A 13,953-nucleotide genomic window follows, 5' to 3' on the forward strand; every position below is an offset into this window, starting at 1 on the left:
ATGACGGAGCAAAGGAGGTTTTGGATAACGCAAGGGTAGATAATCACCTAAACCGTTGAAATTATTATTATTATTTTACTAAAACCTTTATGCTAATATAAAAGCTGGATCCAAATTAAGATTCAGCTTTTTTTTGCCATTTTATATGGCGAACTTATACTTTTTATGACAAATAAGGAAATATACGAATGTGGTTGGCAGTGATTGCAATACTGGTTGGATTGGCAATTTTGGTTTGGAGTGCGGATGTTTTTATTGATGGGGCGACAGCTTTAGCAAAGAGGTTTAAAGTACCTAGCTTCTTAATCGGTGTTTTGATATTAGGAATAGGTACGTCAGCACCTGAGCTGGTAGTGTCAGTGCTAGCAGCGATAGAAGGCAGCCCTGAGTTGGCATTGGGTAACGCTTATGGCTCTAACATTATCAATATTGCCTTAGTACTGGGCGCCACAGTACTGATCAGTCCTATTATCATTCGTAAGGCCATCGTAAAGCGCGATCTGCCTCTTCTAGTGATAGTTACAGCAGTAGCCGCATGGCAGCTGCGAGATGGGATGCTAAGCTTAACCGATGGTCTCATATTATTTGCGTTATTAGTCGTTGTATTAGGAATGCAGATTGTGCTCAGCCTACGCGAAGGCTATCATGAGCATGAAGATGATGTGATAGTAGAGAGTACTGATCCACATCATATAGAACCAAGCGTTGCACGAGGTATCGGCAGCTTATTCATTGGTATATTAATGCTGGTGATAAGCTCACGGGCGATCGTTTGGGGTGCCGTCGAACTGGCAACGTTTTGGGGACTCAGCGAGCTGATCATTGGATTAACGATTGTCGCTGTTGGTACGTCATTACCTGAACTGGTATCAAGCTTGTCCGCAGCACGCAAAGGCGAGCACGACATGGCACTGGGCAATATTATTGGCTCTAACATATTTAATACGTTGGGTGTCGTCGGTCTCGCCGCAATTATAGTACCGATCACTGTCAATCCCGTTATTTTGTCTCGTGATGTGCTAACAATGGGATTAATTACTTTGTTGCTTATGGTACTGTGCGTCTTTGCCTATATGACAAAACGTCCATTTGGTCGTATTGCTGGCACTACATTGGTGCTCTTCTTTGTGGGTTACACAGGATGGTTAATTCAAACCGTCAATATGTAGTTTTCAGTCTTTAGAGCAGCAAACGCTAAGCCACTTAAATTTTATCAGTTTAGCTCATTTATACATTGATAAAGTTACTGATTTTTTTTGCGGTTTTTAAAACCACGCCATAACCCTTCATGCGCCACTTTTGGCATTTTGAGGGTAATGGTGTTGGATAGCATGTCTTGCATCGCTAAGCCGCGTCGATTGAACAAGCAAAACACATAGTTAAATATTAAACCCAAAAAAGCACTGGTTAATAGTAAAGCGCGTGAGCCACCGATTAAACTGCCAATAATGCCAAAAAGTAATGGCATCAAACAAGCCGCCAAAATCCGCTTAAAAGACTGTCCCCACGTCAGCAAATGACCTGAGTTATTCACCGTTTTTAATCGCCATGTTTGCATACCTAGGGTTTGCCCACCGCGGCGCCAAAACAACCCATAAAAAGCCACCAGCGTCAGTACAAAAGACGGTGTCATGATAACGTTCTGATACCATGTAGGCAATGACTGCGCTTGCGATGATTGCGTGCCCGTCTCCATAGTCAGCAACGTACCAATTACAGTCAACGCCGTTCCCACTAAGAATAGCAACGCCAAAATTAACATACCATCATAAAGAATGGCCACGACGCGTGTCGTTGGCTTAGCAATCGTCGGTTCTTCATCAGAGATTTGCTGCATAGAGGGATGATGTTGAGTCTTTGATTTAGTGGCAGCTTTTGACGGGCGTTTAGGTAAACTCTTTGGCATGGTAAAAGCTCATAGCAAGCAGTGAATAGTGACTCTATTGTACCGTAATTCACGGCTGTATCGTACATTATCCTAAGATGCCACTTAGCCACATCATAACGACATCAGACAAAAATAGCAGACATAAAAAAATCGCCGAATTGTCATGAGACAGGCGATTAATTTAGTGTTTCTTAAGCTTATAAATAAGCTATTATGCAAATGGTGCGCTTGGAGAGATTCGAACTCCCGACCCCTTAGTTCGTAGCCAAGTGCTCTATCCAACTGAGCTACAAGCGCGTACTTTGCACATCACTTACTGCATAGTTAAAAACATTTGCAGTAAATTAGGTTGGTCATTATATAGATAATATCGCTTGTGTCAACATCTTTTTTTATTAAAATCAAATTAATTTTTTTAATAAAATTAAAGGTCGTTAACGCCAATATACTGCGATACTACTCTAACAACAACTGAATAAATGGCGGTGAAGGAGGGATTCGAACCCTCGATACGCTTACACGTATGGTTCCTTAGCAGGGAACTGGTTTCAGCCACTCACCCACTTCACCGAACGATATAAAACGCTTATAAAATAACTATAAACACAGTATCGATGCTAACGATACGTCTTATGCCGTGGGCGAGTATTATAGCAAAGCCAAAACGAATTGCAAGCGTTGTCTACCGTTTTAATGCTGCTTTTATCATAATTATTCATTTATCTGACTTTATGAGCTTTTAAAGAGTAAAACAATGATAAAAATCAGTATTTGAGCTGTAATTTAGTCGATACTTAATAAAATGGATGCGCAACATTGTAGTGCGTAACTGGTGACTGAATTATCTAAACTTACTATTTGGGCTGCTATGGCTTTTTTGGTAATGGATGGCTATAGTATTCGTTACTTATTTTGGAATACGTAAAGGGAAGTTTTATGCGACCAGTGGTACTGTGCTTTTCAGGATTGGATCCATCCGGCGGTGCTGGAATACAAGCAGATATCGAGGCTATCGGCCAAGCAGGCGCGCATGCCGCCATTGCTTGTACCGCGATTACGATACAAAACTCGCAGCAAGTGTTTGGCTTTGAAGCTTGTGCGGCAAGCTTGGTAAAGGCGCAGGCCACAACCGTACTTGATGACTTACCTGTTGCCACTATCAAATCAGGTATGCTTGGCACCACCGACAATATTGCGATGCTGACCCGTTTGTTTGCCGATCGTGTTATCGCTGACGGCACTCCTTTTGTGTTAGACCCTGTATTGGTCGCCAACAGTGGTGGCAGCTTAGGCGATGAAAAAACCTTGGTGACCGCCTTTAGGGCGCTATTACCTTATGCCACCTTAATCACCCCAAACACCCACGAGCTTCGCGCTTTGAGCGGTGAACAAGACTTGCATATTGGAGCGCAAAAATTGTGCGCGCAGGGTGCCTATGCGGTATTGTTGAAAACCTCGCACGACTTTGATAGCGGTGATATCGAGCAGTATCTATATGTAAAAGGTGAAATGGTGCATCAAAGCATTTTGCCACGTCTGGAGGGTGAGTTCCATGGCTCAGGCTGCTCACTGGCCAGCTTTATCGCTGGGCGCTTGGCAATGGGAGATGTGCTTGTCAATGCCGTCAAGACAGCAGACAGCTGGATTACTCAAACTTTGCGCGCTGCTGATGCACCGCATCCTGATAATGCTCAAGCCCAATTAATACCCAATCGTTTTGTTAGAGATAGTGAAAAGTAAAATCGATTAATAGTTAGGCACAAAAAAGGCGCTCTATTATAAATAGAGCGCCTTTTTACTTGAGTATTTTATGATGTAGTAAATTTTTCTTCAACTGATAATCGTTGGTTTAACCTAACATTGGCATAAGGCTGGCTGTCAAACCACCAATGAAGATTTCAAGCAAGTAAAAAGCAAGGAAAGCGACCATTGGCGATAAATCAAGCATGCCTAAGTTTGGTGTGATACGGCGAAACGGTGCCAAGATAGGCTCAGCGAGGTTAATGATAATACCGATAATTGGATGCTCAGATCTGGTAAACACCACAATCCAGCTGACGATAATAGACCCTATCACCAAATAACGACACAGGCGCAAAAAGTCTAAGATCAAGCTGGTTGTACCAGTAAAAAATAACGGTACAGGCGCAATGCCTTTATGCGTTAATGCTGCTTTACCAGAGATATCAATCAAGCGAATCAAAAACATCAGCACGATAGCGGCCAGACTGATACGCCCTTGTGCAACCGTTGGAAAAATACGCCCAAACACATCGACAATATGGGTCGCTTTATAAGCAGGCGCAATCATAGGATTGCTCGCATCCATGCCTGCAAACTGTAGCATAAAGCGAATAAACACCAACATCATGGCGAAGGTGGTGACCAAATCAAAGATTTGAAATAACATGTTGTTCATGAAGTGCTACTCAATGTGACATTATTAACAGGTTTGGGGATGACGAGTGTCATGATTAGATGCTTAGTACTGTGTCATGCAAGCGCGGCATACAGGCGCGTCATTCACTTTTGGCAAATAACGCGCCTGATATCGATGTTTATTTACTCATCTCTTCACTTAGGGCTTGGCTACGGTCATAACAAGCCTGCATGGCTTCACCTATTTGGCGACCGATGTCATTGGCTTGCATTGACTCAATCGCTGCTTGGGTTGTACCATTCGGTGAGGTCACTTTGCGACGCAGTTCAGCAGGCGCATCATCACTATCCATGGCCATTTTTGCCGCACCTATCATGGTTTGCAGCGCCAGCGCCGATGCTTGTTCTTGATCTAAGCCTAAAGCAACCGCTCTATCGACCATCGATTCAATAAAATAAAACATGTAAGCCGGTGCTGAACCTGATACGGCTGTGACCGCATGCATGTGCGTTTCGTTTTCAACCCACATGACCAGCCCTGACGCTTCCATCACCGCAGTTGCCAGCTCTTTTTGTTCAGCTGAGATATTATCAGCACCATAGAGACCCGTGGCACCCATCTGAATCATAGCTGGCGTGTTGGGCATCGCGCGTACGATATTGCTATAGCCGCCCAACATATTAGACAACAGGTCAGTTGACAAACCTGCTGCTACTGAGATGACTAATTGCGTATCTAATGAATCAGCAAAAGCACCAACCACCACTTTCATCATTTGTGGTTTTACGGCCAGTACCACGATATCAGCATCGACCACAGCAGATTTGGCATCCGCCATTGGGTCAACGGTATTTAAACCTTTAGCCACTAGTTGCTCACGGATCTCGCTGCTAGGATCGGCGACCGTGATAAGGTTTGGCTTAATGCCGCAGCCCACAAGCCCGCTAATAAGCGCTTGTGCCATGTTTCCGCCGCCGATAAAGCTGATTTTTTTATTATCCAATACTGACATACTTCGCTCCTACGCAAAAAATTCAAAGATGTTCAAACTAACACAATCATAGGTAAAATGACATTCAGTTTACCATACTGCTACTGCCATCGTTTGATAAATTCGAACAGTGCCTCAGCGTCTCAAGCTGACGAACCCCCAGGCAAACAGCATGTACAAACCACGCTTTTAGCAGCTATTATCTACGCTTAAATGATTGTGAATGTATTTAGAAAATGCATCATTTTCACTATGACGGATGAAATCGTCAGAATCTAATATCTGGCCTAGTATCCAACTATCAAAGGGCGACATTAATAATATAGGAATATCCTTTACTGACTCATTTTTACTTTGCTCAGTGCTTTCTTCATTCAATAAAACCACACTGACCACAACCAAACTCTCGCGTAACCATATAGGCACTCCAAGTGTTTGGTATAATTTTTTGCCTGACTGAGGACGTGATGACCCTGCAATTTGTACGCGCTGCTGCCGATCTAATGGCGCAATTTTAATCTCAACTTTGTCTGTGTCAATTTTTAACATTTCCGCCAATGCGTGTGGCAGCATTTGCACTTGCCAAGTAAAGTGCTTGCTTGTACGTAAAGAGATTGAGACGGAGGGATTGTCCGCTGAATGAGCAGCAGCCACAATGAGATCAGATAAGTTATACGTTTGTGCCTCAAGCGGCATCTTGAGCCACGTCAACCACTCACTGCTTAGGCGATACAGCTGCTGACGATAGCGACGAATGATATATGACTGCTTGCGACCTTGCCAAAACAGCTCAGTTTGATGGTCATGATCCTTACGCTGACTTAGCCCTAATACCTCATCTATCAATTGCTTGGTGGGCGGTAATGGCTCATCTTGTCCTAACCAATAGTGCAGTAGTTGGCGTTGGCGATAAAGAGGTAACGTCTCTAGCTCATCAATATTTAGCACCCGTTGTGCTGGAGGCAATTGCAATGAACTCATGACCGTCTGTTGCAAGTCTTGTACGGCTTGTGCTCGGATGGTTGCTTCTGCATCACCTAATAGCTGGGCGCTACGAGCAATATTATCTATGACATTTGGATTGTATTTTGCCAATACTGGCATGATGTCACGTCGCAGTCCACTACGGACATTATCGCCAGTATTATTGGTAGGATCATCGATATAAGGCAACTTTAAACACTGGGCATAGGCACTGATACTAGCACGCTGTACAGTGAGCCAAGGTCGCCACAACGCTATTCGATGCGCGCCTTGCGTTTGTATTCGCCAAGGCTGCATACCTGACAGACCGTTGACGCCTGCTCCTTGAATCAACCGCATCAATACGGTTTCTGCTTGGTCATCGGCATGATGACCTAATAACAAAACGTCTTCTTGATTGATATGCGCGCGCATGACGTCATAGCGTGCTTGCCGTGCTGCTTGCTCATCGTGGCCTTTTACTTGTGCTGATAAAATATAACATGGTATCTGCTGCGCTTGTGCCCAGTTAGCGACATGCACAGCCCAATGCTGACTATCGGCTTGCAGACGATGATCGACATGTAAAAGCTGTGGTAAAAATGGCAGCTGACCTTGACGATACAGCTGCACGCATAGCGCCGCAAGTGTCAATGAATCACGGCCGCCACTACAAGCCAGCCAAACACGCCGACCGTGTAATTGTGCGCCATACTCAGCCACACTGTTCAATAATGCCGCTGCCAAGCCATCATCAATCGGTAGGTCTGCTATTGGCTCAATAGCATTGGGAATGATTGCGCTGCTCGTCATAATGAGCCTTAGTTATTTGGGGATCATATAGGGGCTGTATAGGATTCGACCATGGCACTGACAGAGACTATTTTTTAGACGATTCGAAGGTAAAAATAGTAAGTATAGTCATTCTATACGGCTGTTTTTAGCAATGAAGCGGCAAAAAAGAGTCCTGTCCCCTGTTTTTATGAGTGGGGCTGATGCTAAAACTGCCCCATACGGTGTTGCAAGTCTTGCTAAGGTATTAACATTATCATCGATTTGCGCCTTGTCTGGAACCGTTTTAGCGATCAGCAGTGCCTATTTGTGAATTCTATACAGCCCCTAGTTATTGGACATAAAAAAACGCGCCATCGAATGACACGTTATTATTTTAGCATTAAGGCTGAGTCTCTAATATGAAAAGCGTGTTCTTAAAAACAGATCATTAAACCATTCCGAAGTAAGAAGTAGCGATCACGTTAGCTCATTAACAAGGCAACATCACTTCTGAGTTAAAGGTTTTCAGCTTCTCGTAACGTAGCTCACAACGCGCTTGTGCGTCTAAATCTTTAATCTCATCTAATTGCTCAGCAATAAGTGCTTTCAAGGCAGTCATCACTGGCTGCGGCTGAATATGAGCGCCTTCACCTTCTTCAATGACGGCATCAATCAAGCCCATCTGATAGAGGTTGATCGCGTTTAATTTCAGGGCTTCACTGGCATCTTGTGCTTTTTCAGCCGTTTTCCACAAAATAGACGCACAACCTTCAGGGGAAATGACCGAATAAATGCTGTTTTGTAGCATGTTGACTTTATCACCTACGCCAATTGCCAGCGCGCCACCTGAACCACCTTCACCAATAATGGTTACAATAATAGGCACTTTTAGGCTAGAAAAAACGGCGATACTTTCGGCAATTGCTTGCGCTTGTCCGCGCTCTTCGGCACCAATGCCGGGGTATGCGCCTTGGGTATCGACAAAAGTCATCACCGGAATATTAAAACGCTCAGCCATTTTGACCAAACGAATCACTTTGCGATAACCCTCAGGATTGGCCATACCGAAATTGTGAGCGATACGCTCGCGAGTGCTACGACCACGATGTTGACCGATAACCATGACTGGCATACCGTCAAAACGCGCCAGTCCACCCAAAATAGCTTTGTCATCGGCATAAGCTCGGTCGCCATGCAACTCATCAAATTCGGTAAATAGTTGATTAACATAGTCCATAAATAATGGACGCTTGGCATGTCGTGCAAGCTGCACACTATCCCAGACAGTGCTCATAGACGCTTCCCTTTAATAATGATACTTAATGTATTTATGTTTAAGAATAATATCGTTATCCGTATTCAGATAATGACAGTACAGTTGTAAACTCAATAGAAGCTATAGTAGCACATCTTATATGGCATGGCATTATCGACAAAGCTGCTTTTGTTACGTTAATCTTTAACGCGATACTCACAGTCGATACTGAATAAAATGGATAGTCGATATTATGACGCGAGACTGGTACGGATTTTTCTTGCTTACTGTGCCGTTGCAGACAGAGCCTACAAAAAATTTATCCCAGTCTCGCTGACTCTCTTTTACATTGACTTGGCTAGGAAGTGTCAACTACTTACAAATAGACATCGCTGAAAGATTTAAGCTTCGACAACACTCAGATTGATGCCCCATTTAGCGAACTGATCAATCTCAGTATGCAGATCAGGCAACAAAAAAGCATAATGCTCACTACTGTCGGCCACGGCGATTTGCCAGCAACTATCATCAATAATCGCTAGTTGTAATTCTGGCAATTCTTGATCGCTGCGGCTATGATGCGCCAGAACCGCGAGGCGCAGTAGCAAACACAGATAAACCAGCTGATTACCACCGATACTACAAGTCTGCTCTAACATATCGGCTTTGAGCTTACGGCGATGATTGAGCATCAACTGCGACATGCGCTTTTGATCAACTTGCGAAAACCCTGGAATATCTGAATGTTCGAGCAAATATGCGCTGTGTTTATGATAGCTGCTATGACTAATCGCTAGACCTATTTCGTGCAAAAATGCCGCCCGTCTGAGCAAGTCACCGTCATCATTACTGAGAGTAAGTTTATCTTTTACTTGCTCAAACAAATTGCGACTGGTTTTTACCACTTGTTTGGCTTGCTTTTTGTCGCCTGAATACCGCTTAATCAGTGCCAATACACTACGATCACGTACATCTTCGCTAGCAAAGCGTCCGAGCATGTCATACATCACGCCTTCACGTAACGCGCCATCCGAGTAAGTAATGGTATCAATACCCAATACTTTCATCACAGCGCGCAGCACGGCGACACCTGCTGGGAAGATCGCTTTGCGGTGCTCTTTCACCCCTTCTAAATCGATATCGTTAACGTTGCCAATTTTCAGCAGTAATCGCTCAAGCTTTTTGACGCCTACATAAGTGATGCGTTCTTGCTCATCGGCCCAGCCTTTGGAGACAAGGACGTTACGTACTGCTTTAATCGTACCACTAGAGCCAACCACACTACTCCAGCCCATTTTTTGATAACGACCATTAATCGCCAGCACTTCTTTGCGCGCACCTGAAATGGCATTATTGAAAGCTTCTCTGGTAATCAGTCCATCAATGAAATACTTTTGCGTAAAGGCAACGCAGCCCATCTGCAAGCTCTCAGTCAATAAGGGATCAAACTCTTGACCGATAATAAACTCTGTCGAACCACCACCAATATCAATAACCAAACGCTTGTCGCTACTGGCGTTGGTATGCGAGACGCCCAAATAAATCAATCGCGCTTCTTCACGTCCCGCAATAATTTCAATCGGCTTTGGCAAAATTTTATTGGCATGGGCGATAAAATCATTGGCATTTTTGGCTTGGCGTAACGCATTGGTCGCGACCACACGAAGACGTTCCGGTGGCACCGAATCCAAACGAGCAACAAAACGACTCAAACATTCCAGACCACGCTTTTCAGCCACCGCACTCAAAATATTATTTTCGTCCAACCCAGCGGCAAGCTGAACCTTTTCAGACATAGAGACTACTTTTCGCACTTCACCATGGTCTAGACGAGCAATGGCTAAGTGAAAACTGTTGGAACCGATATCAATGGCCGCCATCATTTCGTCATCAGTGAGTGGTGGATTTTTAAGATAATCAATAGGCATAAGAGAGGTCATTACCATGTTAGATAAATGAAAAAAGAAAGGGTTAATAGTCAGTACAACATAAAATCTCTACGTGAATAGTTCTGTACCATTGATATGACTTTCTTCGCTTGTCGTCTATGAAATCATTGGAGCGTAAGCGAATGACATCCATACGAATCGATACAATTTTTGCCATTAAAGCATTTATGCCAAACACTGGCAAGTGACACAAAGCCTTAGCACAAGGACAAGCCAATAACCCATAAAATAACAGACGTACGCTCGACATCTATCACTTGTGTTAACCCTATTCGTTTGCTACATTGAAGAGCATTAATATTATAATAAATAACAGCAACTTATCTGATTATTTATCAATATCTAATATATAAGCAGTTCAACATAAAATCGATACGCGAATAGCCATGTGCGACTGGTATTTAACAAATGACTAGCAAGGACGCTAATACAATGAGCCAAATTGACACGCAAAACTCGATAACGACCGCAGATGCTCCGACTAGGGCTAATACTAAAAACGATCTCATAAAAACTGATAAGCCTGCAAAACAAAATTTCTATGATTTTTACTTAGAAGAGCATCAAAACATGGCGTGCCGTCGTCTACATTTTGCTGGCAGTAGCTTCGGCTTATTAGGATTGGCAAAATCTGTCAAAACCCGCTCACCAAAACCTTTACTCAAAGGCATTGCTGCTGGCTATGCTTGTGCTTGGGTCGGTCATTTTTTCTTCGAAAAAAACAAGCCAGCTTCTTTTAAGTTTCCTCTAAAAAGCTTTGCCAGTGATTTTCGTATGTATGGCGATGTACTGCGCGGCCACTTAAGTTTAACAGATCGCAAGTACGACAAAGCCAGAAAATCCCATTAAGTCTTTAGCTATTATTTATAATAGTCACAAAAAAACCAGCATCGTAATGTATTTACTCATGCTGGTTGTTATTTTAGGGCATATTAAAATTTAAAATCTCAGACCTCAAGCCTTTGCCATTTCTGCAAAGATGTCATCGGCAGCTTTGATCGATTCATCAATGTCTTCTACGCTATGCTTGATAGACATAAAGCCCGCTTCATACGCAGATGGTGCTAGATAAATACCGCGATCGAGCATGCCGTGGAAGAAGGTATTGAACACATCCATATCACATTCTGTGACTTCATCAAAGTTCTTTGGCGCTTCGGTGTCACTGTCTTTGACAAAGAACATCCCAAACATACCGCCCAGCTTATTGGTGCGAAGGTTGATGCCGTGTTTGTCAGCCGCGGCTTGAAAACCATCAATCAGCTGATCGACTTTTGCTGAAAGCTCATCATAAAAACCATCAACAGTTAAATCTTCAAACATCGCAATGCCAGCGCGCATCGCCAGCGGGTTACCTGATAACGTACCTGCTTGATACACACCGCCAAGTGGCGCGATACAAGACATGACTTCTTTTTTGCCGCCAAAAGCACCGACTGGCAAACCTGCGCCAATGATTTTGCCAAAGCACGTCAAATCAGGGTCAATGCCGAAATGCGCTTGCGCGCCGCCAAGTCCCACACGGAAACCTGTCATCACTTCATCAAAGATAAGCACAGCACCGTTTGCGGTACATTCTGTCCGCAACGTATCATGGAATTCTTGTGTTGGGATGACCATATTCATGTTACCAGCGATTGGCTCCAAAATAACGCAAGCAATCTCGTCACCCCATTTTTCAAAACAGTCTTTGATCGCTTGTGGGTCGTTATAAGGAATGGTAATGGTATGTTTGGCAAAATCCGCTGGCACACCTTTTGACGTTGGCTCACCAATATCAAGCATGCCCGAACCCGCTTTTACTAGCAAGCTGTCTGAATGACCGTGATAACAGCCTTCGAATTTGACAATTTTGTCACGCTGAGTATAACCACGCGCCAAACGAATCGCGCTCATGGTCGCCTCTGTACCCGAGCTAGTCATACGAATCATCTCAACACTCGGGACAATCTCGCAAATCTTATCAGCAACCGTCGTTTCAAACGGCGTTGGTGTGCCAAAGCTTAAACCATCATCAGCCGCTTTTTTGACCGCATCGATGACTTTTGGATGGGCATGGCCCAAAATCATCGGCCCCCAAGAACCCACATAATCAATATAAGCGTTGTCTTCGGTGTCATAGATTTTGCTGCCATTAGCACGGTGCATAAAGATTGGTGTGCCACCCACGCCAGCAAAGGCGCGGACTGGCGAGTTGACACCGCCTGGGATATGTTTGCGGGCTTGCGCGAATAGCTGTTCGTTTTTAGTACTCATAACGGTTCTCTATTATTTTATTAAACGGTATTTTTTATTTGACTCTTATCAAGCTTTTTAACGAAGTTTGATCGCTTAAGCTTTTTTAACCACAGAGGATTTAAGCTTCATCGGACCATAGCCATCAAGCTTGCAATCAATATCATGACCATCCGACGCATCTGGCAACAGACGAATACTTTTCGCTTTCGTGCCTACTTTGATAACGAGGGAGGAGCCTTTAACTTTTAAGTCTTTAATCACAGTGACAGCATCGCCGTCTTGCAGCTCGTTACCAACGGCATCACGAATGACGGCATCTTGTTCATTATCGCTTACGGCTGTATCCGTTTCTGCTGCCGTCCATTCATGAGCGCACATGGGGCATACCAGTAACGCACCATCTTCGTACGTATATTCAGCATCACATTTCGGGCAATTTGGTAAGCTCATCGTTTCCTCGGCAGCCATCATACGTTAGGTTTATTCTAGACTTAGCATTGTACCGTAACTCATCACCTTTAACCAATTTGTACCGTTGAAAATTGGGCGCTACCCCCAACTTATATCTTAACCACGACGTTTTTTATGAAGCTGTTTTTTGTGGTACTCTTCTTAGCCTCAATGACTTTTCTATTCACTGGTTCTGTCAGTGATAAAAGCCTAGTGACTGTTTTCTATTACCTGTTTTTATTACCTGTTTTTGACACCCATATTTCGATAAATCAGCGCCCATCAGAAGGATAATAACAATGACTCAATTTTCAACTACATCGACAATACCGCAGTTCGCCCAATTGACCATTCAAGGTGAGGATGCCGAAAAATTCTTACAAGGGCAATTGACTTGTGATGTCACCAAACTCGGGCTTAGCTATCAAGCTGCGGCGATTGGCAATTTAAAAGGGCGGATTGAATTTGGCATTTGGCTCAAAAAACAAGCAGAAAAACAGTATGACGTGGTCATTAGTGCCGATTGTGCTGAATCGTTACAAAACCACTTAAAAAAGTTTGGGGCATTTTCTAAATTTGAGACCAGCGCCCCAACGCCAATCTATCCTTGCGTACTGGCAGATTTGCCGACGTTTAGCCACAAGGATGATCACAATACGCTTGATGACACACAGGCGTGGATGCAATGCAGCATTGCTACCGGTAATTACTGGATCGTGGCCGCTACTCAAGGGGAATTTCAACCGCAAGAGCTGCGTCTACATCAGCGCGGTGGTATGGACTACGATAAAGGCTGCTATCTTGGTCAAGAAGTCATTGCCCGTATTTACTTTAAATCAGCGCCCAAAGCGTTTTTGCATTATGTAACAGGCGCAGGCGATGTCCCAGCAGCTGGTGAGAAACTGGATAAAATTCAAGTGGTCAACACAGTCACGACAGCTGAGGGCTTTGAAGCACTCGTGGTGGCTCGTCCAGAGCATCTTACTGATAGTGAGCTGACTGTATTAGATTTACCACCTGCGCTACAAGCCGATGTCGCGCGCCCCAAGTAAAACCAAATGATAA

General features: G+C 43.9%; 12 protein-coding genes and 2 tRNA genes. 4 read left to right on the top strand and 10 right to left on the bottom strand.

Annotation, left to right across the window (positions count from 1 at the left end; genetic code table 11):
• The first annotated feature begins 188 nt into the window (after positions 1-188).
• Positions 189-1,169 carry a calcium/sodium antiporter gene (locus tag M917_RS06515; protein WP_021813998.1) on the top strand — a complete coding sequence of 327 codons (981 nt, stop codon included), beginning with the start codon at positions 189-191 and terminating at the stop codon, positions 1,167-1,169.
• A gap of 74 nt (positions 1,170-1,243) precedes the next feature.
• On the opposite strand, the gene M917_RS06520 is transcribed toward M917_RS06515, so the two are convergent.
• From M917_RS06520 to M917_RS06530, 3 genes are all read right to left on the bottom strand, one after another.
• On the bottom strand, positions 1,244-1,906 hold the full coding sequence (locus tag M917_RS06520) for an RDD family protein (protein WP_021813999.1): 663 nt from the start codon (positions 1,904-1,906) through the stop codon (positions 1,244-1,246).
• A 202-nt stretch (positions 1,907-2,108) separates the two neighbouring features.
• Positions 2,109-2,185, bottom strand: a tRNA-Arg gene (locus tag M917_RS06525).
• Between the two features lie 183 nt (positions 2,186-2,368).
• A tRNA-Ser gene (locus M917_RS06530) sits at positions 2,369-2,458 on the bottom strand.
• 366 nt (positions 2,459-2,824) lie between these two features.
• On the opposite strand from M917_RS06530, the gene M917_RS06535 reads away from it, so the two are divergent.
• The gene (locus tag M917_RS06535) at positions 2,825-3,628 is read left to right on the top strand and encodes a hydroxymethylpyrimidine/phosphomethylpyrimidine kinase (protein ID WP_021814000.1); all 804 of its coding nucleotides are present in this window, start codon (positions 2,825-2,827) and stop codon (positions 3,626-3,628) included.
• Between the two features lie 109 nt (positions 3,629-3,737).
• Here M917_RS06535 and M917_RS06540 read toward each other — a convergent pair whose 3' ends face one another.
• From M917_RS06540 to ppx, 5 genes are all read right to left on the bottom strand, one after another.
• Positions 3,738-4,307 carry a YggT family protein gene (locus M917_RS06540; protein ID WP_021814001.1) on the bottom strand — a complete coding sequence of 190 codons (570 nt, stop codon included), beginning with the start codon at positions 4,305-4,307 and terminating at the stop codon, positions 3,738-3,740.
• Positions 4,308-4,446: 139 nt separating this feature from the next.
• Complete coding sequence (proC, locus tag M917_RS06545) at positions 4,447-5,280, bottom strand: pyrroline-5-carboxylate reductase (protein ID WP_021814002.1); 834 nt, start codon at positions 5,278-5,280, stop codon at positions 4,447-4,449.
• A 168-nt stretch (positions 5,281-5,448) separates the two neighbouring features.
• The gene (gene tilS / locus M917_RS06550; RefSeq protein ID WP_021814003.1) at positions 5,449-7,035 is read right to left on the bottom strand and encodes a tRNA lysidine(34) synthetase TilS; all 1,587 of its coding nucleotides are present in this window, start codon (positions 7,033-7,035) and stop codon (positions 5,449-5,451) included.
• Between the two features lie 451 nt (positions 7,036-7,486).
• Entirely contained in the window at positions 7,487-8,290 is an 804-nt protein-coding gene (locus M917_RS06555; protein ID WP_021814005.1) for an acetyl-CoA carboxylase carboxyltransferase subunit alpha, read from the bottom strand.
• Between the two features lie 362 nt (positions 8,291-8,652).
• Positions 8,653-10,179, bottom strand: coding sequence for an exopolyphosphatase (ppx, locus tag M917_RS06560; RefSeq protein ID WP_021814006.1), 1,527 nt, complete (start codon positions 10,177-10,179; stop codon positions 8,653-8,655).
• A gap of 453 nt (positions 10,180-10,632) precedes the next feature.
• Between ppx and M917_RS06565 the strand changes: the two genes are divergently transcribed.
• Positions 10,633-11,049: a DUF962 domain-containing protein gene (locus M917_RS06565; protein WP_021814007.1), complete on the top strand. Its 417-nt coding sequence runs from the start codon at positions 10,633-10,635 to the stop codon at positions 11,047-11,049.
• A gap of 105 nt (positions 11,050-11,154) precedes the next feature.
• On the opposite strand, the gene hemL is transcribed toward M917_RS06565, so the two are convergent.
• Both hemL and M917_RS06575 read right to left on the bottom strand, forming a co-directional pair.
• Entirely contained in the window at positions 11,155-12,456 is a 1,302-nt protein-coding gene (hemL, locus tag M917_RS06570) for a glutamate-1-semialdehyde 2,1-aminomutase (protein WP_021814008.1), read from the bottom strand.
• Positions 12,457-12,531: 75 nt separating this feature from the next.
• On the bottom strand, positions 12,532-12,888 hold the full coding sequence (locus tag M917_RS06575; RefSeq protein WP_021814009.1) for a zinc ribbon domain-containing protein YjdM: 357 nt from the start codon (positions 12,886-12,888) through the stop codon (positions 12,532-12,534).
• A 299-nt stretch (positions 12,889-13,187) separates the two neighbouring features.
• Between M917_RS06575 and ygfZ the strand changes: the two genes are divergently transcribed.
• Positions 13,188-13,940 (top strand): CAF17-like 4Fe-4S cluster assembly/insertion protein YgfZ, encoded by a 753-nt coding sequence (gene ygfZ, locus M917_RS06580; RefSeq protein WP_021814011.1) that lies wholly within the window; start codon positions 13,188-13,190, stop codon positions 13,938-13,940.
• Positions 13,941-13,953: the final 13 nt, after the last annotated feature.

Origin of the sequence: Psychrobacter aquaticus CMS 56, from assembly GCF_000471625.1 — a bacterium.
GTDB lineage: Bacteria > Pseudomonadota > Gammaproteobacteria > Pseudomonadales > Moraxellaceae > Psychrobacter > Psychrobacter aquaticus.

Excerpts from the sequence above, each read along its gene's own strand:
- tilS (WP_021814003.1), bottom strand. The coding sequence starts at position 7,035 with ATGACGAGCAGCGCAATCATTCCCAATGCTATTGAGCCAATAGCAGAC.
- M917_RS06565 (WP_021814007.1), top strand. The coding sequence starts at position 10,633 with ATGAGCCAAATTGACACGCAAAACTCGATAACGACCGCAGATGCTCCG.
- hemL (WP_021814008.1), bottom strand. The coding sequence starts at position 12,456 with ATGAGTACTAAAAACGAACAGCTATTCGCGCAAGCCCGCAAACATATC.
- proC (WP_021814002.1), bottom strand. The coding sequence starts at position 5,280 with ATGTCAGTATTGGATAATAAAAAAATCAGCTTTATCGGCGGCGGAAAC.
- ppx (WP_021814006.1), bottom strand. The coding sequence starts at position 10,179 with ATGCCTATTGATTATCTTAAAAATCCACCACTCACTGATGACGAAATG.
- M917_RS06555 (WP_021814005.1), bottom strand. The coding sequence starts at position 8,290 with ATGAGCACTGTCTGGGATAGTGTGCAGCTTGCACGACATGCCAAGCGT.
- M917_RS06520 (WP_021813999.1), bottom strand. The coding sequence starts at position 1,906 with ATGCCAAAGAGTTTACCTAAACGCCCGTCAAAAGCTGCCACTAAATCA.
- M917_RS06575 (WP_021814009.1), bottom strand. The coding sequence starts at position 12,888 with ATGAGCTTACCAAATTGCCCGAAATGTGATGCTGAATATACGTACGAA.
- ygfZ (WP_021814011.1), top strand. The coding sequence starts at position 13,188 with ATGACTCAATTTTCAACTACATCGACAATACCGCAGTTCGCCCAATTG.
- M917_RS06535 (WP_021814000.1), top strand. The coding sequence starts at position 2,825 with ATGCGACCAGTGGTACTGTGCTTTTCAGGATTGGATCCATCCGGCGGT.
- M917_RS06515 (WP_021813998.1), top strand. The coding sequence starts at position 189 with ATGTGGTTGGCAGTGATTGCAATACTGGTTGGATTGGCAATTTTGGTT.
- M917_RS06540 (WP_021814001.1), bottom strand. The coding sequence starts at position 4,307 with ATGAACAACATGTTATTTCAAATCTTTGATTTGGTCACCACCTTCGCC.